At 72.8% G+C, this 19484-nt stretch carries 17 protein-coding genes; 12 read left to right on the top strand and 5 right to left on the bottom strand.

Annotated elements, in window-relative coordinates:
* Positions 1-199 precede the first annotated feature (199 nt).
* Complete coding sequence (locus OG974_RS12095; RefSeq protein ID WP_371646799.1) at positions 200-1315, bottom strand: type ISP restriction/modification enzyme; 1116 nt, start codon at positions 1313-1315, stop codon at positions 200-202.
* Positions 1316-1470: 155 nt separating this feature from the next.
* Here OG974_RS12095 and OG974_RS12090 point away from each other — a divergent pair, with 155 nt between their 5' ends.
* Entirely contained in the window at positions 1471-1635 is a 165-nt protein-coding gene (locus OG974_RS12090) for a hypothetical protein (protein ID WP_327282699.1), read from the top strand.
* A gap of 57 nt (positions 1636-1692) precedes the next feature.
* Here OG974_RS12090 and OG974_RS12085 read toward each other — a convergent pair whose 3' ends face one another.
* Positions 1693-2442 carry a GntR family transcriptional regulator gene (locus OG974_RS12085; protein WP_327282698.1) on the bottom strand — a complete coding sequence of 250 codons (750 nt, stop codon included), beginning with the start codon at positions 2440-2442 and terminating at the stop codon, positions 1693-1695.
* 85 nt (positions 2443-2527) lie between these two features.
* Positions 2528-3841, bottom strand: coding sequence for a homogentisate 1,2-dioxygenase (gene hmgA, locus OG974_RS12080; RefSeq protein WP_328762276.1), 1314 nt, complete (start codon positions 3839-3841; stop codon positions 2528-2530).
* A 191-nt stretch (positions 3842-4032) separates the two neighbouring features.
* Between hmgA and OG974_RS12075 the strand changes: the two genes are divergently transcribed.
* From OG974_RS12075 to OG974_RS12040, 8 genes are all read left to right on the top strand, one after another.
* Positions 4033-6138: a right-handed parallel beta-helix repeat-containing protein gene (locus OG974_RS12075; protein WP_328762274.1), complete on the top strand. Its 2106-nt coding sequence runs from the start codon at positions 4033-4035 to the stop codon at positions 6136-6138.
* 59 nt (positions 6139-6197) lie between these two features.
* Positions 6198-7037 carry a hypothetical protein gene (locus OG974_RS12070; protein ID WP_327285589.1) on the top strand — a complete coding sequence of 280 codons (840 nt, stop codon included), beginning with the start codon at positions 6198-6200 and terminating at the stop codon, positions 7035-7037.
* Between the two features lie 199 nt (positions 7038-7236).
* Entirely contained in the window at positions 7237-8541 is a 1305-nt protein-coding gene (locus tag OG974_RS12065; protein ID WP_328762272.1) for a hypothetical protein, read from the top strand.
* Between the two features lie 35 nt (positions 8542-8576).
* Entirely contained in the window at positions 8577-9197 is a 621-nt protein-coding gene (locus tag OG974_RS12060; RefSeq protein ID WP_327285588.1) for a TetR/AcrR family transcriptional regulator, read from the top strand.
* 139 nt (positions 9198-9336) lie between these two features.
* Entirely contained in the window at positions 9337-11604 is a 2268-nt protein-coding gene (locus OG974_RS12055) for a molybdopterin oxidoreductase family protein (RefSeq protein ID WP_371646423.1), read from the top strand.
* A gap of 73 nt (positions 11605-11677) precedes the next feature.
* On the top strand, positions 11678-13150 hold the full coding sequence (locus OG974_RS12050; protein WP_329313091.1) for a citrate:proton symporter: 1473 nt from the start codon (positions 11678-11680) through the stop codon (positions 13148-13150).
* Between the two features lie 102 nt (positions 13151-13252).
* Positions 13253-14665, top strand: coding sequence for an aldehyde dehydrogenase family protein (locus OG974_RS12045; protein WP_371646420.1), 1413 nt, complete (start codon positions 13253-13255; stop codon positions 14663-14665).
* Positions 14666-14733: 68 nt separating this feature from the next.
* Positions 14734-15813: a Zn-dependent alcohol dehydrogenase gene (locus OG974_RS12040; RefSeq protein WP_327285587.1), complete on the top strand. Its 1080-nt coding sequence runs from the start codon at positions 14734-14736 to the stop codon at positions 15811-15813.
* An 82-nt stretch (positions 15814-15895) separates the two neighbouring features.
* Here the strand turns inward: OG974_RS12040 and OG974_RS12035 are convergent, their stop codons facing one another.
* Complete coding sequence (locus OG974_RS12035) at positions 15896-16570, bottom strand: TetR/AcrR family transcriptional regulator C-terminal domain-containing protein (RefSeq protein WP_327282691.1); 675 nt, start codon at positions 16568-16570, stop codon at positions 15896-15898.
* A 77-nt stretch (positions 16571-16647) separates the two neighbouring features.
* Between OG974_RS12035 and OG974_RS12030 the strand changes: the two genes are divergently transcribed.
* From OG974_RS12030 to OG974_RS12020, 3 genes are all read left to right on the top strand, one after another.
* Complete coding sequence (locus OG974_RS12030) at positions 16648-17799, top strand: acyl-CoA dehydrogenase family protein (RefSeq protein ID WP_327282690.1); 1152 nt, start codon at positions 16648-16650, stop codon at positions 17797-17799.
* 91 nt (positions 17800-17890) lie between these two features.
* A complete protein-coding gene (locus OG974_RS12025; RefSeq protein WP_327282689.1) occupies positions 17891-18181 on the top strand; it encodes a YiaA/YiaB family inner membrane protein in 291 nt (96 codons plus the stop codon).
* Positions 18182-18273: 92 nt separating this feature from the next.
* Positions 18274-18939, top strand: coding sequence for a TetR/AcrR family transcriptional regulator (locus tag OG974_RS12020; protein WP_327282688.1), 666 nt, complete (start codon positions 18274-18276; stop codon positions 18937-18939).
* Here OG974_RS12020 and OG974_RS12015 read toward each other — a convergent pair.
* A complete protein-coding gene (locus OG974_RS12015) occupies positions 18930-19391 on the bottom strand; it encodes a MaoC family dehydratase (RefSeq protein WP_327282687.1) in 462 nt (153 codons plus the stop codon). The genes OG974_RS12020 and OG974_RS12015 overlap by 10 nt on opposite strands.
* Positions 19392-19484 lie beyond the last annotated feature (93 nt).

Genomic DNA, 19484 nt, shown 5'->3' with positions numbered 1-19484 from the left:
GGTCGGGGGCAGGCCCGGCGTGCGCCCGGCTGCGCTCGGCCCGTGCCCGGTCGGGGTCAGGCCCGGCGTGCGCCCGGTGGGGATCCGGCCTGGCACCGGCCCGGGCTCGGCGGGGTCCGGCCTGCGCTCGGCCTGTGCTCGGCCTGTGCCCGGCCTGTGCTCGGTCGGGTGCAGCGGGGGTGGGGTGGCGGTGTTTGGGTCAGAGCAGGGCGAACTGGCCCCCCGGGCCCTCCTCCTGGTGGTCCAGAACGGAGGCCGGGCGCCGGGCCCAGCGCGGCGGCGGCAGTACTCCCGCAGCCGCCGGCAGCAGCGGCCCGGGGGTGAAAGCCGCCCGCTCCGGAGCCAGATCGGCCAGCAGCGCCAACGTGGTCACCAGTGCCAGTAGCTCCGAGGTCCAGGCCTGCGGCCACTCGGCCGGACCGATCGCCTCCAGCCCGTCGGCCTGCGGGTCCCGGTGGGCGGTGCGGGCGGCGAACCAGGCCTCCAGCACGCGCGTGCCGCCCTGCACCTCGTACTCCCAGGCGCCCGGCGGCACGGGGGAGACCGTCCCGGCCCCCAGGCTCAAGGTCTCGCTCTCCGCGTCGTACGTGAGCCCCTCCGGCCAGGCCTGCACCGCCGAGCGCACGTACGGGCGCCGCCCGCCGGGCAGCCGGGGCGGCTCGGCGCCGGGCCCGCCGCGCAGCTGGACGGTGAGCAGCCGGTGCCCCAGCTTCAGCCCGGCCCGCCAGCGCCCGGGGTCGGCGGTGAGCGGGACCTCGTACCCGCGGGGCCCGGGGCGGCCCGCCGCGAGGATCCAGCACAGCACGTCCTGCGGGGTCACCGGGCAGTCGTAGCGCTCGCCCAGCAGCGGCAGCAGGCCCGGCGCGAAATTGGGCTCGGCGCCGCCGGGGCGCCGGTGCAGCGGGCGGATCCGGCCCAGGCGGCCGGCCGGGAGGTGGGCGGTGACCAGCAGCTCCGGGGTCTCGACGGCGAAGAGCTGGTGTTCGTCGAGGACCCGCCACAGCTCCGGCCGGGCCGTGTCGATGAGCCGCTGGTCGGGCAGCAGCCACTGCTCGTCGAAGGGGTCGCGCAGCACCCGTACGGGGTCGGGGCAGGGGCCCGGCGCATCGGCGAAGCGGGCGGTCGACGGCGAGCGCTGTCCGGGCAGCGCGGCCGCCCCGGTGGTGGGCGTACGGGTCCGGGTCGGGCGGAACAGCCGGTCCCGCTCGGACCCTTCGGCGCCGGTCAGGGCCGCCCAGCGGGCGCGCAGGGCCGCGGGGTCGGGGGCCGCCACCCAGGCCCGGCCCAGGCGCAGGCCGCCCACGGCCCAGGGCATCAGATCGTCCAGCAGCGGTACGTCTTCGCTCACCCGGCAGATGGTAGCGACGGGCGGCGGCGACCGGGCTGCGCGCGGGCCGAAGAGATACGCTCCCTATGTACGGATATGTTCGGTGTTCCGTACGGCTGGGTTCCGATGGCGAGGAGGCGGTCATGAGTCAGTACGACGAATACTCGACTCCGTCGCAGGCCGAGGGCGAGCGGCTCGACGAGGACATGGACGAGAAGGAGAAGATGCAGCGGCACCACCCGCAGACGACGCGGACCACGCCGTCGCAGGCGGAGGGCGAACGCAGCAGGGACGACGAGGAGAAGTAGCGTCGCGTCCTGCGGGGACGGTCGGCCGGCGTCGAGCGGTCGCGTGGCGTCGAAGGGTCAGGTGGCGTCGACGGTGACCGTGAACGAGAACCGGTCGCCCCGGTACCGGATCCGCGCCACGTCCACGACCCGGCCGTCCTCGTCGTACGTCACGCCCGTGTAGTGCAGGATCGGACTGAGCAGCGGCACCTGGAGCAGCTCGGCCGTCTCCGGGTCGGCCAGCCGCGCCTCGACCGTGTCCGTGATCCTGCTGATCTTCACTCCCACCACGTCACGCAGCACCTTCGTCATCGGCCAGCGGGCCAGATCGGCCAGGTCCACCGCCTCGGCCACCTCCGGGCGGACCGCGTTCTCCACCCAGTTGGTCGGCTCGCCGCTCTCGCCGTCATGGCGCAGCCGGCGGTACGTGACCACCTCGGCCGTGTCCGGGAAGTGCTCCAGCAGCTCCCCGGACACGACCGTCCGCTCATGGCCGAGGACCGTCGTGCGGTCGCCCGACTGCTGCGCGACGATGGCGTCGACCGAACCCAACAGGCGCACCGGCGCCCCGCGCCGAGCACCCGGCTCGATGAACGTGCCGCGCCGCCGGTGCCGGCTGATCAGCCCCTCGCCCTCCAGCTCCTTGAGCGCCTGGCGCATGGTCAGCACGCTCACCCCGTAGTGCTCGGCGAGCTGCTCCTCGGTGGGCAGGCGCAGCGAGGCGTCCGGGGTGCGCCCCAGTATCGAGGCGCGCAGCGACTGCGACACCTGGTACCAGAGCGGCAGCTTCCGGTTGAGCACGAGCGAGTCGGGGGCGAAGGCGGTCACGGGTGGTTCTCCGTACGGACGGGGCGTGGGGCGCGCGGGGCGCCGTGCGTGACACACGGCGCGCTGTGCGTGGCGCGTAGCGATACTAGGCGCGGAAGTGCCGCTGGAGACCCTGCCAGACGTCGTCGTATCCGCGCTGGAGGTGATCGGCGCCGGCCGCCTGGGTGGTGGCGGTGATCGGCCAGCGGGTTTCGAACATGAAGGCCAGGCCGTCGTCGATCTTCTGCGGCTTCAGCTCGGCGGCGCTCGCCCGGTCGAAGGTCTCCCGGTCCGGTCCGTGCGCGGACATCATGTTGTGCAGCGAGCCGCCGCCGGGGACGAAGCCTTCCGCCTTGGCGTCGTAGGCGCCCTCGATCAGGCCCATGTACTCGCTCATGACGTTCCGGTGGAAGTACGGCGGGCGGAAGGTGTCCTCGCCGACCAGCCAGCGCGGGGCGAAGACCACGAAGTCCACGCCCGCGAGCCCCGGGGTGTCGGAGGGCGAGGTCAGCACGGTGAAGATCGACGGGTCCGGGTGGTCGTAGCTGATGGAGCCCAGGACGTTGAAACGACGCAGGTCGTACACGTACGGGGTGTGCGTGCCGTACCAGGCGACCACGTCGAGCGGGGAGTGGTCGTGGGTGGCGGCCCAGAGGTTGCCGCAGAACTTGTTGATCACCTCGGTCGGGCGCTCGACGTCCTCGTACGCGGCCACCGGGGCCCGGAAGTCGCGCGCGGCGGCGAGGCCGTTGGCGCCGATGGGGCCAAGGTCGGGCAGCTCGAAGGGGCGGCCGTAGTTCTCGCAGACGTACCCGCGGGCGTCGTCGTCCAGCAGCTCCACCCGGAAGCGCACGCCGCGGGGGATCAGGGCGACCTCGCCCGGGCCGGCGCTGAGCAGGCCGAGCTCGGTGCGCAGCAACAGGCCGCCGCGCTCGGGGACGATCAGCAGCTCGCCGTCGGAGTCGCTGAACACCCGGTCGGTCATGGAGGCGTTGGCGGAGTAGAGGTGGATGGCCATGCCGCTGCGCTGGGTGGTGTCGCCGTTGCCGCCGAGGGTCCACAGGCCCGCCAGGAAGTCGGTGCCGGGGGCCGGGTCGGGCAGCGGGTTCCAGCGGAGCCGGTTGGGGTCCGCGGGGGCCTCGGTGAAGGGTGCGGAGCGCAGGGCGCCGTTGTCGATCCGGGCGAACGGCGGGTGGGCCGCCGAGGGGCGGATGCGGTAGAGCCAGGAGCGGCGGTTGTGGTTGCGGGGCTCGGTGAAGGCGCTGCCGCTGAGCTGCTCGGCGTACAGGCCGAGGGGTGCGCGCTGGGGCGAGTTGCGGCCGGGCGGCAGGGCGCCGGGGACGGCTTCCGAGCTGTGCTCGTTGCCGAAGCCGGTGAGGTATTCCAGTGCCTCCGCCGTCTTCCTGGCCTGCTCGCTCATGGGTGCTCCCGCTCTGTGACTGTCGAAGGAATCCTATGGTTGACAGTAGGATTCCGCGGCGCGCGCGTCAATGGCTCCCCGGGCTGCCTGGCCGGATCGGGCCGGTGGGGGAGGCCGGGGCGGGTGCGTCGTGCCGATTGGCGGTGCCGCGGGGGATCCAAAAAGATGAACATTGCTCTACTCTCACGCGCATGTCGTGGACCCGCAGGTTCCCTGCCGTGCCGGCGGCGCTCCTCGCCGCCCTCCTCGCCCTCGTGTCCCTCTTCGCCGCCGCGCCCGCCGCACGCGCGCACGAGGAGCGCCCCGTGACCCTGCCCGACGGCTCCGGGTCCGTGCCGCAGTACCGGAAGGCCGAGCCCGACCTGCTGGTCTGCAAGACCGACCGGCCCGCCTTCGAACGCCGGATATCCGCCTTCCCCGAGGAGCTGAAGCAGCGCAACCTCGCCCTGTACGAGCGCTGCGAGAAGAGCGGCTACCGGCACCTCCAGGAAGCCGTCGACGCGGTGGACCGGCCCGGCATGAACATCGCGATCCTCCCCGGCCTGTACGAGGAGGAGCCCTCACTGCCGAAGCCGGCGGGGGAGTGCGCCGCGCTCAAGGCCCCCAACTCCGCGCTCGGCTACCAGATCCTCAGCTACGAGCAGCAGGTGCAGTGCCGGCACAACCAGAACCTCGTCGCCGTCCTCGGCAAGACGGACCTACAGATCGAGGGCACCGGCGCCACCCGCCTCGACGTCGTCATCGACGCCAAGTACCAGAAGCTGAACGCCATCCGCGCCGACAAGTCGAACGGCATCTACTTCCGCAACTTCACCGCGCAGCGCACCACCTTCAACTCGCTGTACGTCCTCGCGGGCGACGGGTTCGTCATCGACGACGTACTGACCCGCTGGAACGACGAGTACGGCTTCCTGACCTTCGCCAGCGACCACGGGCTCTACAAGAACTGCGAGTCGTACGGGAACGGCGACTCCGGCATCTACCCCGGCAGCGCCTCCAACATCAACGACGGCCGCGGCTACGAGGTCCCGCGCTACTCCATCGAGATCACGGGCTGCCACAGCCACCACAACATGGTGGGCTACTCCGGCACCGCGGGCGACTCGGTCTGGGTGCACGACAACGAGTTCGACCAGAACATGGGCGGCGCCTCGATGGACAGCGCCTTCCCCGGGCACCCCGGGCTCCCGCAGAACCACGCCAGGTTCGAACGGAACCTGATCCACGACAACAATGCCGACTACTACGGGTACGTCGCCGACGGCACCTGCGCCAAACCGCCGATCGAGCGCGGCTACGAGCAGGGGGTGGTCTGCCCGCAGATCTCCATGCCGCCGGGCACCGGCATCATCACCGCGGGCGGCAACTGGAACGTCTACGAGAACAACTGGGTGTACGGGCACCGGCGCGCGGGCTTCTTCCTCTCGGCGGTCCCCGCGTTCATCCGCGGTGAGGAGAAGTGGTCGAAGCAGGCCGACACCTCCCACCACAACCGCTACGCCGGGAACGTGCTCGGCAAGGACAAGTCCGGCGCCGACCGTCCCAACGGCATGGACGTCTGGTGGGACGGCCAGGGCCGCGGAAACTGCTGGCAGTCCGGACCCGCCGGCTCCACCCCGGGCACGCTCCCCGAGTGCGGCGAGCGCCGAGGCGCGGTGTCGGGCGGTTCGGCCCGGCTGGTGGGCGAGCCCGTCAAACTCGCCCAGCTGCTGGTCTGCGCCGACTACAGCGTCCAGGCGCGCAAGCTCCCGGCCGGCTGCGACTGGTACGGCGCACGCGGCCTGGAGCGGGTGGAGACCCAGATCGCGCTGGCGGCGGCGGCGGTGCTGGCGCTGGTGGGCGGGGTGCTGTGGCGGCGCCGCCTGCGCGGCTCCCGGCTGGGCACGGCTGCCTCGCTGCTGGGCCTGGCCGGGCTGGCCCTGGACGTGGCCGGCTCCACCACGCCCCTCGTCGGCACCTTCGTCCCGGCCCTGGCGCTGCTCCTGCTGGGCCTGTGGTGGACGGGCGCGGGCATCGCCCTGCGGCCCACCCGCCCCTGGCTGGCGCGGCTGACCCTGCTGCTGGCGGCGCTCACCCTCCTGGACGCCTTCGACAAGGCCGTCCTGATGATCCCCTGGATCCCCGTCGGCCCCGCCTGGATCCGTGCCCTCCTCGCCGTCCCCTGGATCCTCTGGGCCACCGTCGCAGCCGCCCGCCCGACCCGCCCGGCGTCCCCGCCCGCGGCCGACCCCGATACCGATCCCGCAGGCGGTGGACGGGGCGCCGGGACCGTGGTGACCGAAGGAGGAGCGCAGTGACCGGCGACCGGACCGCGGACCCCGTCCGGTGCGACGGCTGCGCAGTGCCACCCCTCGGGGTGCGATCCCGGAGGGCGGCCCGCACCGCGGCCCTGCTCGCACTCGTCCTGCTGTTCGTCGGCGGCGCGGCGACGGGCTGCGGCGGACGGGCGACCACCCACCACAAGCCCGGCACCAGCCACGAGCAGGCCACCGGAAACGTCGGCACCCTGCTCGACGCCCAAGACCCCGGCGGGCACCGGCTCCGCGAGATCCCGGCCGAGGGCGCGCCGGAAGTCCAGCTCACCGCCCGCCCCGACTCCGAGGACGGCTGGAACCTCCAGCTGACGGTGAAGAACTTCCGCTTCACCCCTGACAGCACCGGCGGCGCCGCCCTCCCGGGCGCGGGCCACGCGCACCTGGAGCTCGACGGCCGCAAACTGGCCCGGCTGTACGGCCCCTGGTTCCACCTGCCCGCCTCGCAGGTCCCCGAGGGCGCGCACACCCTGACCGTCCGCCTCTACGCGGACGACCACACCGCCTGGGCCGTCGCCGGCAAGACGATCGAGGGCACGCTGCAGCTCACCGCCGCCGCCCCGGGCCAGCCCGGCGGCCACAGCCACACCCCACCCTCGCCGACGCCGTCCGATGTGCAAGCCGACCGCACCGTCACCCTCACCGTCCGGGACGGCAAGGTGACCCCCGCCCCCGGCCGCACCGAGCTGCGGCGCGGCGAGCGCGTCGCCCTGCGCGTCACCAGCGACCGCGCCGACACCCTCCACGTCCACGGCTACGACAAGGAACTCGCCCTGCCGGCAGGCCAGGAAGCCACCCTGGTCCTGACGGTCGACCGTACGGGCCTCTTCGAGGTCGAGACCCACGAGTCCGACCTCGTCCTGACCCAGCTCCTCGTCCGGTGACCCGGCCCGCGCCCACCCGGCCCACACCGCCCGCGCCCACACCGCCCGCGCCCACCCGGCCCCAGCCCCATCCGGTCTGTACCCACGCGGCACCGTTCCCCTTCCGCGGTGGGGAACGTGGCCGTGCGGGCGGCCCGCGATGATCCCGGTCGGGCCGGGTCTCGTACCCGCCGCGGGCAGCGGTGGCGGGGGCCGGGGCGTGGTCCTTCGCCCGGCCGATCCGCCCACCCTGCTCGCGCACGGGATCGGGTCCCAGCACGATCTGCCGATCTCTCCCTTCTACGCGTTCGCCGGTGCCTTCGCCGCGCTGTTCGTCTCCTTCCTCGCGCTCGGTCTGCTGTGGTCCTCCTCCCGCTTCCGCGGCGACCGGTCAGGCAGCGCACTGCCCGCCGCCCTGGAGCGGATCGCCGACGCGCCGGCCACCCGCACCGCCCTGCGCGGGCTCGGTCTCGCCGCCGCGCTCGCCGTCCTCCTCCTGCTCCTCCTCGGTCCTGACGATCCCGCGCGCAACCCCGCCCCCGGCGCCGTCTACGTCCTCCTCTGGGTCGGTCTCGTCCCCGCCTCCCTCCTCCTCGGCCCCGTCTGGCGCCTGATCAACCCGCTCCGCACCCTGTACTGCCTGTACCGCCGGTTGCCCCGCGCCCGGCGTCACGCGCCCGCCCCCCTGCCCGCCCGGCTCGGCCAATGGCCCGCCGCCGCCGGACTGTTCGCCTTCACCTGGCTCGAACTCGCCGCTCCGGATCCCGCATCCACCACCACCCTCCTGACCGCCCTCACCGGCTACGCCGCCGTCCAACTCGCGCTCGCCGCCCGCTTCGGCGAGCGCTGGTTCGCCGACGCCGACGCCTTCGAGGCGTACTCCGCCCTCCTGGCCCGGCTCTCCCCCCTCGGCCGCCGTAGCGACGGCCGCCTCGTACTCCGCAACCCCTTCCACGGACTCGACGCGACACCCGAGCGGCCCGGACTCGTCGCCACCGTCTGCGTCCTACTCGGCTCCACCGCCTACGACGGCTACTCCGACAACCCCTCGTGGATCAACACCCTCCAGACCTCCCCCCTCGGCCGCACCCCCACGGCCACGCTCGGACTCCTCGCGTCCATCGCCCTCGTCGCCACCCTGTACTGCCTGTGCGCAGCGGTCACCCGCCTCGTCTGCGGCCCGCACCCGGGCCCGTTGACCGCCTTCGCGCACTCACTCGTACCGATCGCAATCGGCTATCTCGTCGCCCACTACTTCTCCCTCCTGGTAACCGAAGGGCCACGCACGGTAAGCATGGCACTCGGCACTGACAACGCCCCAGAACCCTTGCCACCACTGGGCCCCGGCGGCCTCGCAGCCCTCCAAGTCATCGCCGTCGTCACCGGCCACGTACTCGGCGTGATCGCGGCCCACGACCGCTCCGTACGCCTCTTCCCGCCCGCCAGGGCCGTCGCCGGGCAGCTGCCGCTGCTCGCGCTCATGATCACTTACACGATCGGCGGGATCGGTCTGCTCCTGAACTGACACTCCTGCCGAACGGAGGGGCCGGGAACGGCATGATGGACTCCGTGCCCCCCGCCCACCCCTTGCGCCGGACGCCGATCCAGCAGCGCAGCGCCGACCGGCTCGCCCGGATCCTCGACGCCTGCGCCGAACTCCTGGACGAGACCGGGTACGAGAACCTCAGCACCCGCACCGTCGCCCTGCGCGCCGGAGTGCCCATCGGCTCGGTCTACCGCTTCTTCGGCAACAAACGGGCCATGGTCATCGCCCTCGCCCACCGCAACCTCGACCAGTACACCGACGGCATCGCGGAACGCCTCGCCGCCCTCCCGGCCGGCGGCTGGCGCCCCGTCGTGGACGCCGTGCTGGACGAATACCTGGCCATGAAGCGCACGGTCCCCGGTTTCGCGCTCGTCGACTTCGGGGTGCCCGCCCCGCCCGCCGAGGGCCCGGCCGCGGACCCCAACCGGCTGGTCGCCGTACGCCTCACCGAACTGCTCGGCGCGCACCTCGGCCTGACCCCGGACGCGACCCTGGAACGGGCGGTCCTGGTCGCCGTCGAGGCCACGGACGCGCTGACGAAGCTGGCCTTCCGCGCCGACCCGGCCGGGGACCCCGGCATCGTGGCCGAAACCCGGGCCATGATGCACGCCTACCTCGCCCGCGTGCTCGACTGACCCGCCCCGTCCCCGCGCCCATCCCCGGCCCAGCCCGCGCTGCCGGGCCCGCCTCCAGGGCCTCCCCACCGTGCCTACCGGTCGGTATGCTCGGCTCGCCGGCGTGTTCACGTCGCAGCCTGCCGTCCCTGGAGGGCCCATGCCCCGCACCGCCCTGCGCATCTGCCCCCTCTGCGAAGCCACCTGCGGCCTCACCCTCACCATCGAAGGCACCGCCGTCACCGGCGCGCGCGGGGACCGCGAAGACGTTTTCAGTCGTGGGTTCATCTGCCCCAAGGGCGCGGCGTTCGGTGCGCTCGACGCCGACCCCGACCGGCTGCGGACGCCCCTCGTCCGCCGCGACGGCCGGCTCCGGGAGGCCACCTGGGACGAGGCGTACGAGGCCGTCGCCGCCGCGATCCCGGCCCTCGTGCAGGAGCACGGCGCCCAGTCCGTCGGCGTGGTCCTCGGCAACCCGAACGTGCACACCATGGCGGGCGCCCTCTACCCGCCGCTCCTACTCAAGGCCCTCGGCACCCGCAACCTCTTCACCGCCAGCACCCTCGATCAGATGCCCAAGCACGTCTCCAGCGGGCTCCTCTTCGGAGACCCCTTCGCCATCCCGGTCCCCGACCTCGACCGCACCGACTTCCTGCTGCTCCTCGGCGCCAACCCGGTCGAGTCCAACGGCTCCCTGTGCACCGCCCCCGACTTCCCCGGCCGGCTCAAGGCGCTGCGCGCCCGGGGCGGCACCCTGGTCGTCGTCGATCCGCGCCGCACCCGGACGGCCAAGCTCGCCGACCGCCACTTGGCGCCGCGCCCCGGCAGCGACGCCCTGCTGCTGGCCGCCCTCGCGCACACCCTCCTCGCGGAGAAGCTCGCCGCCCCGGGCGCGGTGGCGGAACGGACCGAAGGGATCGGGGAACTCGCGGAAGCCCTCGCGAGTTTCACTCCTGAGGCCGTTGCCCCCGCCTGCGACCTCACGGCCGCCGAGATCCGCGACCTCGCCCGCGACCTCGCGGCCGCGCCCACCGCTGCCGTCTACGGGCGGATCGGCAGCTGCACCGTCGAGTACGGCACGCTCGCCAGCTGGCTGGTCGACGTGCTGAACATCCTCACCGGCAACCTCGACCGGCCCGGGGGAGTCCTCTTCCCGCTGTCGGCCGCCGGGCCGCGGCCGCGCCCCGGCGGACCCGGCAAGGGGTTCACCCTGGGCCGCTGGCGCAGCCGGGTCAGCGGCCACCCCGAGGCCAAGGCCGAACTGCCCATGGCCGCCCTGGCCGAGGAGATCGAGACGCCGGGGGAGGGGCGGATCCGCGCCCTGGTCGCCATCGCCGCCAACCCGGTGCTGTCCGCACCCGACGGGCGGCGCCTCGACGAGGCCCTGGCCGGGCTCGACTTCATGGTCAGCATCGACCCGTACCTCAACGAGACCTCCCGCCACGCCCACGTCGTGCTGCCTCCGCCGCCGCCCTCGCAGAGCGCGCACCACGACTTCGCCTTCAACGGGTTCGCCATCCGCAACCAGGCGCGCTACACCCGCGCCGCCGTCCCGCTCGAAGCGGGCCGGCTCGACGAGTGCGAGATCCATGCCCGCCTCGTCCTCGCCGTCTCCGGCACGTACGGTTCCGCCACCCCGGCCGCCGTCGACGACATGGTCATCCGAGGCACCCTCGCCAAGGAGACCGCCGACCCGCACTCCCCGCTGCACGGGCAGGACCCGGCGCGCCTGGCCGGTCTGCTCACCGGGGAGAGCGGCCCCGAACGGCGGCTGGACCTGATGCTCCGACTCGGGCCGTACGGAGACCGGTTCGGCGCCGGCTCCGCCCCGCAGGCGGGGACGGGGGCGGGAACGGACGAGGGCGCGGGGCTCAGCCTGGAGCGGCTGCTCGTGCACCCGCACGGGATCGACCTGGGCCCGCTGCGGCCCCGGCTCCCGGGCGTGCTGAAGACGCGCAGCGGCAGGATCGAGCTGTTCCCGGACCCGATCGCGGCCGATCTCCCCAGGCTGCGCGCGGCGCTCGCCGACCGCCCCGCCGCCCTGGTGCTCGTGGGCCGCCGCCATCTGCGGTCCAACAACAGCTGGCTGCACAACGTTCCGGCCCTCACCGGAGGTTCCAACCGATGCACGCTCCAGGTGCATCCGCAGGACGCCGGGCGGCTCGGCCTCACCGAGGGCGGAATGGCCCGGATCACCGCCGACGGCGGCAGCCTGGAGGTTCCCGTCGAGGTCACCGACACCGTACGGACCGGCGTGGTGAGCCTTCCGCACGGCTGGGGCCATGACCGCGACGGGGCCCGCCTCTCCGTCGCCTCCGCCGTGCCGGGCGCCAACGTCAACCAGCTCCTCGACGGCTCCCGGCTCGACCCGCTGTCCGGCACGGCGGTGCTCAACGGTTTCCCCGTCGAGCTGACACCCCTGCCCTGAGCTGGGGTTTTGCTCGTATTGCTCACGCTCGGACGTCTTGTTGACACAAGGAGGAGACACCTACGTTCCCTGCATGCTGACCTTCCTCGGCTTCGCCATGATCGCCACCTTCCTGGTCCTGATCATGATGAAGAAAATGTCGCCCATCGCGGCGCTCGTCCTCATCCCCGCGCTGTTCTGCGTGTTCGCAGGCAAGGGCGCCCACCTCGGCGACTACGTCATCGACGGCGTCGGCAAACTCGCGCCGACCGCCGCCATGCTGATGTTCGCCATCGTCTACTTCGGCGTGATGATCGACGTCGGCCTGTTCGATCCGATCGTGCGCGGCATCCTGCGCTTCTGCAAGGCGGATCCGGTACGGGTCGTGGTCGGCACCGCGGTCCTCGCCGCGATCGTCTCGCTCGACGGCGACGGATCGACCACCTTCATGATCACCGTCTCGGCCATGTACCCGCTCTACAAGCGGCTCGGCCTCAGCCTGGTGGTCATGACGGGCGTCGCCGCCACCGCCAACGGCGTCATGAACACCCTGCCCTGGGGCGGCCCCACGGCCCGCGCCGCCACCGCACTCAAGCTCGACGCCTCCGACATCTTCGTGCCGATGATCCCCGCCCTCGCGGTCGGTCTGCTGTTCGTGTTCGGCCTGGCGTACGTCCTCGGCCTCAAGGAACGCCGTCGGATCGGGAAGCTGGTCCTCCCCGGCGCCGAGGAGCCGGCGTCCGGGCAGGCTCCGGAGCCCGCTGAGGAGCGCCTGCTGGTCGCCACCACCGGATCCGCTGACGCAGGACCGGCCACCACCGGGTCCGCGGGGTCCGCCTCGGACTCCGCCTCCGTTTCCGTTCCCGCCTCCGGCTCCGTGACCTCCGGCGCCGTGACCTCCGGCTCCGCCGCGCAGGAGGACGGCTTCCAGGGACTCGACCCCCGCCGCCCGACCCTTCGCCCGCGCCTCTACTGGTTCAACGCCGGCCTCACCGTCGCCCTCCTCACCGCGATGATCACCGAGCTGCTCCCCATCCCGGTGCTCTTCCTCCTCGGCGCCGCCCTCGCCCTCACCGTCAACTTCCCGCACATGCCCGACCAGAAGGCCCGGATCGCCGCGCACGCCGACAACGTCCTGAACGTCGCCGGCATGGTCTTCGCCGCTGCCGTCTTCACCGGCGTCCTCAGCGGCACCGGCATGGTCAAGCACATGGCCGACTGGCTCGTCGACGCCATCCCCGAGGGCATGGGCCCGCACATGGCCCTGGTCACCGGCCTGCTCAGCCTGCCGCTGACCTACTTCATGTCCAACGACGGCTTCTACTTCGGCGTCCTGCCGGTGCTGGCCGAGGCGGGCGCCGCCCACGGGGTCTCCCCGCTCGAAATCGCCCGCGCCTCGCTGGTCGGCCAGGCCCTGCACATGTCCAGCCCGCTGGTTCCCGCCGTCTACGTCCTGGTCGGCATGGCCAAGGTCGAGTTCGGCGACCACACCCGCTTCACCGTGAAATGGGCGGCCCTCACCTCTCTGGTCGTCCTGGGGGCAGGGATGCTTTTCGGAATCATCTGACCCCGGAGACCCCTGGCGCACCGAAAACTACCGACGCTAGTTTGTAGGGTGGTCGAACGAGGTCAGGTCGCTACGCGCTGGTGCGTGTTCGGGAGGAAAGCCATGAAGGCCCAGGACGGGATGTACATCGACGGCGCATGGCGGCCGGCCGCCGGGCGCGAGCGGATCGAGGTGGTCAACCCGGCCGACGAGCAGGTCATCGGCGGGGTCCCGGCCGGAAACGCCGACGACGTGGACGCGGCCGTACGCGCGGCACGCGCCGCCTTCCCCGGCTGGGCGGCCACGGCTCCGGCCGAGCGGGCCGCCCTGATCGCGGCGCTCCGCGACGTGCTGGTCGCCCGCAAGGGCGAGTTCACCGAGATCATCACGGCCGAACTCGGCTCCCCGCGGGGCTTCTCGGAGATGGTCCACGTGGGCGCGCCGATCGCGGTGTCCTCTTCGTTCGCCGAGCTGGGGACCTCGTACGCCTTCGAAGAGCGGATCGGCAACTCCACGGTGCTGCTGGAGCCGGTCGGTGTGGTCGGGGCCATCACGCCCTGGAACTACCCGCTGCACCAGATCGTTGCCAAGGTGGCGCCCGCTCTCGCCGCCGGCTGCACCCTCGTCCTCAAGCCGGCCGAGGACACCCCGCTGACCGCACAGCTCTTCGCCGAAGCCGTGCACGAGGCGGGCATCCCGGCCGGCGTGTTCAACCTGGTGACCGGGACCGGCCCGGTCGCCGGCCAGGCGCTGGCCGCGCACGAAGGAGTCGACCTCGTCTCCTTCACCGGCTCCACCGCGGTCGGCAAGCAGATCGGCGCCACGGCCGGCGCCGCCGTCAAGCGCGTCGCCCTCGAACTCGGCGGAAAATCGGCCAATGTCATCCTGCCCGGGGCCGACCTGGCCAAGGCCGTCGCGGTGGGCGTGGGCCACGTCATGAACAACTCCGGCCAGAGCTGCAACGCGCTCACGCGGATGCTCGTCCACCGCGACCAGTACGAGGAGGCCGTCTCCCTCGCGGCCGCCGCCGTCGCCAACTACCCCTCCGGCGACCCCCTCGACCCGGGCACCCGCCTCGGCCCGGTCATCAACGCAAAGCAGCGCGACCGCGTGCGCGGATACATCGCGAAGGGCATCGAGGAGGGCGCGCGCCTCGTGGCCGGCGGCCCCGACGCGCCGCACGAACAGGGGTACTTCATCGCCCCGACCGTGTTCGCCGACGTCACGCCCGAAATGACCATCGCGCAGGAGGAGATCTTCGGCCCCGTGCTGTCGATCCTCCCGTACGAGGACCAGGACGAGGCCCTGCGCATCGCCAACGGCACGGTGTACGGGCTGGGCGGCGCGGTCTGGGCGGCGGACGAGGAGACCGCCGTCGCGTTCGCACGGCGCATGGACACCGGGCAGGTGGACATCAACGGCGGGCGCTTCAACCCGCTCGCGCCCTTCGGCGGCTACAAGCAGTCGGGCGTCGGCCGCGAGCTCGGCCCGCACGGCCTGGCCGAGTACCTCCAGACCAAGTCCCTGCAGTTCTAGCCCCTCGCTCGCAAACCGCCCCGCAGCCCGCGCCCCGCAGCCCCGAGCCCCGAGAGATGGAATCGACCATGGTCCGCGCCGCCATCCTGCCCGCAGTCGGAGCCCCGCTGGAGATACGGGAGATCGTCCTGCCCGATCCCGGCCCCGGTCAGGTCCGGGTGCGGCTCGCCGCAGCCGGTGTCTGCCACTCCGACCTCTCCCTCGCCGACGGCACCATGACGGTTCCCGTCCCCGCCGTGCTCGGCCACGAGGGCTCGGGGACGGTCCTCGCGGTCGGCGAGGGGGTCACCCATGTCGCTCCGGGCGACGGGGTGGTGCTCAACTGGTCCCCGTCCTGCGGGCAGTGCCACCACTGCTCGATCGGCGAGGTCTGGCTCTGTGCGAAGGCGCTCAGCGGGGTCGGCGCGGTCTACGCCCACGACGCCGAGGGCACGCCGCTGCACCCGGGGCTGAACGTGGCCGCGTTCGCCGAGGAGACGGTCGTCGCGGCCAACTGCGTGCTGCCCGCGCCCGCCGGGATCCCGCTCGCCGAGGCCGCCCTGCTCGGCTGTGCGGTCCTCACCGGCTACGGCGCCGTCCGCAACAGCGCCCGGGTGCGTCCCGGTGAGTCCGTCGCCGTCTTCGGTGTCGGCGGGGTCGGCCTGGCCGCCCTCCAGGCCGCGCGGATCGCCGGGGCGGGCCCGATCGTCGCCGTCGACGTCTCCCCGGCCAAGGAGGAGCTGGCCCGGGCGGCCGGGGCCACCGAGTTCGTACTCGCCTCCGACACGACCGCCAAGCAGGTCCGCGCACTCACCGGCGGGCAGGGCGCCGATGTCGCCGTCGAGTGCGTCGGCCGGGCGGAGTCCATCCGCGGAGCCTGGGACTGCACCCGTCGCGGCGGCCGCACCACGGTCGTCGGCATCGGCGGCAAGGATCAGCGGGTCGCCTTCCACGCCCTGGAGATCTTCCACTTCGCCCGCACCCTCACCGGCTGCGTGTACGGGAACAGCGACCCCGCGCGCGATCTCCCGGTGATCGCCGAGCATGTCCGTGAGGGCCGCCTCGACCTGGCCTCCCTGGTCACCGACCGCATCACGCTCGACGGCATTCCGGCCGCCTTCGACGCGATGCTCGCGGGCAAGGGTGGCCGCTCGCTGATCGTGTTCTAGGGGTCGGACGCCCCCCCGTAGCCGCGCCCGGCGCCGACCCGCCGGGTGCCGGCTCGCCCGGCGCCCGGCCCGGCGTGGTTCGTCAGGCCGGGTGCTTCGGTTCCGTCTCCCGCTCCCGCGCGGTCAGTGCCTCGTGCTGGAGGGCCAGACCGTCCAGCAGGGCCGCGAGGCCCGTTTCGAAGGCGCCGTCGTCCACCTCGCGCCTGCGTTCGGCCAGTAGGTGGGCCTGGCCCAGGTGGGGGTAGTCCGACGGGTCGTACGCGGCTTCGTCGTCCACGAAACCCCCGGCGAAGGAGCCGACCGCCGAGCCCAGGATGAAGTACCGCATCAGGGCGCCGATCCGGGTCGCGTGGGCCGGTGGCCAGCCCGCCGCCGTCATCGCGCCGAACACCGCGTCCGCCACCCGCAGTCCGGCCGGGCGCCGGCCCGGGCCGCGCGCCAACACCGGCACGATGTTCGGATGGTCGGACAGTGCGTCCCGGTACGAGTGCGCCCAATCGTGCAGGGCGCCCCGCCAGTCCCGACCCGCCCCCGGGTCGAACATCGACAAGTCGACCCTCGCGCTCACCGCGTCCGCGACCGCGTCCAGGATCTCGTCCTTCGTGCGGAAGTGGTTGTAGAGGGAGGGCCCGCTGACCCCCAGGGCGGCGGCCAGCCGCCGCGTCGACACCGCCTCCAGCCCCTCCGCGTCGACCAGTGCGCCCGCCGCCTCGACGATGCGGTCTCTGCTGAGGAGGGGCTTGCGCGGTCTGGCCATGCGCCACATAGTAGGGCCTGCCCGCCAAAAACTACCGGTGCTAGTTAATCTCGCGCCGGACCGCCCGGAGGTGCCCGGTGAACCTGGAGCTGAGCGAGGAGCAGGAAGCCGTACGCCGGCTCGCCCGCGAGTTCACCGAGCGCGAGATCGCCCCGTACGCCGCCGAATGGGACCGCGCCGAGAGCGTCGACCGGGCCATCGTCAAGAAGCTCGGCGACCTCGGCTTCCTCGGCCTGACCGTCCCCGAGGAGTACGGCGGCTCCGGAGGCGACCACCTCGCCTACGTCCTCGTCACCGAGGAGCTCGGCCGCGGCGACTCCGCGGTGCGCGGGATCGTGTCCGTCTCCCTCGGTCTGGTCGCCAAGACCATCGCCGCGTGGGGGACCGAGGACCAGAAGCGCGCCTGGCTGCCCCGCCTCTGCTCCGGTGACGCGCTCGGCTGCTTCGGCCTGACCGAGCCCGGCACCGGCTCCGACGCCGGCAGCCTCACCACCCGCGCCGTGCGCGAGGGGGACGCGTACGTCATCAGCGGAAGCAAGATGTTCATCACGAACGGCACCTGGGCCGACGTGGTCCTCCTCTTCGCCCGTACCAACGACGAGCCCGGCCACCGCGGGATCTCCGCCTTCCTCGTCCCCGCCGACACCCCCGGGCTCACCCGCCGCGAGGTCCACGGCAAGCTCGGCCTGCGCGGCCAGGCCACCGCCGAACTGGCCCTCGACGGGGTCCGCGTCCCCGCCTCGGCGATGCTCGGCCCCGAGGGCAAGGGCTTCTCCGTGGCCATGTCCGCGCTGGCCAAGGGTCGGATGTCGGTCGCCGCCGGGTGCGTCGGCATCGCGCAGGCGGCGCTGGACGCGGCGCTCTCGTACGCAGCCCAGCGCGAGCAGTTCGGCAAGCCCATCGCCCACCACCAGCTGGTCCAGGAGCTGATCGCCGACATCTCGGTCGACGTGGACGCGGCCCGGCTGCTGACCTGGCGGGTGGCCGACCTCGTCGACCGCGGGCAGCCCTTCGCCACCGAGTCCTCCACCGCCAAGCTCTTCGCCTCCGAGGCCGCCGTGCGGGCCGCCAGCAACGCCCTCCAGGTGCACGGCGGCTACGGCTACATCGACGAGTACCCGGCGGGCAAACTGCTGCGCGACGCCCGCGTGATGACCCTGTACGAGGGCACCAGTCAGATCCAGAAGCTGCTGATCGGCCGGGCCCGCACCGGCGTCTCCGCCTTCTGAGTACGCACCTTTTCGGGCCCGCACCCTTCTGAGTACGGGTCTGAGTACGTGCGCGGATGTGGCCCCGGTCACGCCGCCCGATGCTGGGTCCATGAACGAGACACCGGTCAAGCAGCGCAACTCGGCGGCGTACTACGGCCAGGCCGTCGCGTCCTTCGCGGTCGCCATCTGTGCCGTGGCCTTGGGGATCTATCACCTCCAGGTCGACGGCTGGGTCCGCGCCTTCCTCGGCATCGCGGTCCTCTACCTCACCACCTCGGCCTTCACCCTCGCCAAGGTGATCCGCGACCGCCAGGAGCTGACGCAGATCGTCACCCGGGTCGACCAGGCCCGGATGGAGAAGATCATGGCCGACTACGACCCCTTCCAGCCGAAGGTCTGAGAGGGAGCCGCCATGTCGCCCATCTCGGCTAAGCGCTTGCTCACCCTCCGGTAAGGTGTTCCTTCCACAGGAACGAAGAGGGTGAGCGAGCGATGGACAGCGCGGAGGAGACGACCGGCGGCTACCGGCCGTGGTCGGAGGTCACCCCCGACGCCGCGCGGCGGCTGCTCGTCGCCGCCGTCGAAGCGTTCGCGGAGCGCGGGTACCACGCCACCACCACGCGTGACATCGCGGGACGGGCCGGAATGAGTCCGGCCGCGCTCTACATCCACTACAAGACCAAGGAAGAACTGCTCCACCGGATCAGCCGGATCGGCCACGACAAGGCCCTGGAGATCCTGGAGACCGCCGCTTCCGGCCCGGGCACGGCCGCCGAGCGGCTCGACGCCGCCGTGCGGTCCTTCGTGCTCTGGCACGCCGCGCACCACACCACCGCGCGCGTGGTCCAGTACGAGCTCGACGCCCTCGCTCCGGAGCACCGCTCCGAGATCGTGGCACTGCGCCGGCAGAGCGATGCCGCCGTGCGCCGCATCCTCGCCGACGGCGTAACGGCGGGGGAGTTCGACGTGCCCGACGTCCCCGGCACCACCCTCGCCGTCCTGTCCCTGTGCATCGACGTGGCCCGCTGGTTCAACACGGCCGGCCGTCGTACGCCCGACGAGGTCGGCGCGCTCTACGCCGACCTCGTGCTGCGCATGGTGGGCGCGGTCCCGGACGGTCCCGGCGCGTCCGCCACCCCCGGCGCGCTTCAGAAGTAGTAGCGGGACACCGACTCCGCAACGCACACCGGCTTGTCGCCGTCCTCGCGCTCGACCGTGACCGTCGCCGTGACCTGGACGCCGCCGCCCGCCTCCGTGACCTCGGTGATCACGGCGGTGGCGCGCAGCCGCGAATCGACCGGCACCGGCGCCGGGAAACGCACCTTGTTCGTGCCGTAGTTGATGCCCATCTTCATGCCTTCGACCCGCATGATCTGCGGGACCAGGCTCGGCAGCAGCGACAGTGTCAGGTAGCCGTGGGCGATGGTGGAGCCGAAGGGCCCGTCCGCGGCCCGCGCCGGGTCCACGTGGATCCACTGGTGGTCACCGGTGGCATCGGCGAACAGATCGATCCGCTTCTGGTCCACCTCCAGCCACCCGCTCGGACCGAGCGGCTCCCCGATCCCTGCGCGCAGCTCCTCGGCGGACGTGAAGATCCTCGGCTCGGCCATGCCTCTCCCTCTCCTGGGCGAATAAGCGCTTGCTCAGCATGCTGGGGCTGCCTGTATCTGTCAACGACACGTCTGTCAACGAATGTCGGACCG

Source organism: Streptomyces sp. NBC_00597, from assembly GCF_041431095.1.
Taxonomy (GTDB): Bacteria; Actinomycetota; Actinomycetes; order Streptomycetales; family Streptomycetaceae; genus Streptomyces.
This window is presented reverse-complemented; position numbering and strand designations above follow the sequence as displayed.

Coding starts and splice junctions, on each gene's coding strand:
- OG974_RS12040 (WP_327285587.1), top strand. CDS start 14,734: ATGGTCCGCGCCGCCATCCTGCCCGCAGTCGGAGCCCCGCTGGAGATA.
- OG974_RS12055 (WP_371646423.1), top strand. CDS start 9,337: ATGCCCCGCACCGCCCTGCGCATCTGCCCCCTCTGCGAAGCCACCTGC.
- OG974_RS12090 (WP_327282699.1), top strand. CDS start 1,471: ATGAGTCAGTACGACGAATACTCGACTCCGTCGCAGGCCGAGGGCGAG.
- OG974_RS12060 (WP_327285588.1), top strand. CDS start 8,577: ATGGACTCCGTGCCCCCCGCCCACCCCTTGCGCCGGACGCCGATCCAG.
- OG974_RS12045 (WP_371646420.1), top strand. CDS start 13,253: ATGAAGGCCCAGGACGGGATGTACATCGACGGCGCATGGCGGCCGGCC.
- OG974_RS12025 (WP_327282689.1), top strand. CDS start 17,891: ATGAACGAGACACCGGTCAAGCAGCGCAACTCGGCGGCGTACTACGGC.
- hmgA (WP_328762276.1), bottom strand. CDS start 3,841: ATGAGCGAGCAGGCCAGGAAGACGGCGGAGGCACTGGAATACCTCACC.
- OG974_RS12050 (WP_329313091.1), top strand. CDS start 11,678: ATGCTGACCTTCCTCGGCTTCGCCATGATCGCCACCTTCCTGGTCCTG.
- OG974_RS12020 (WP_327282688.1), top strand. CDS start 18,274: ATGGACAGCGCGGAGGAGACGACCGGCGGCTACCGGCCGTGGTCGGAG.
- OG974_RS12015 (WP_327282687.1), bottom strand. CDS start 19,391: ATGGCCGAGCCGAGGATCTTCACGTCCGCCGAGGAGCTGCGCGCAGGG.
- OG974_RS12095 (WP_371646799.1), bottom strand. CDS start 1,315: ATGCCCTGGGCCGTGGGCGGCCTGCGCCTGGGCCGGGCCTGGGTGGCG.
- OG974_RS12035 (WP_327282691.1), bottom strand. CDS start 16,570: ATGGCCAGACCGCGCAAGCCCCTCCTCAGCAGAGACCGCATCGTCGAG.
- OG974_RS12075 (WP_328762274.1), top strand. CDS start 4,033: ATGTCGTGGACCCGCAGGTTCCCTGCCGTGCCGGCGGCGCTCCTCGCC.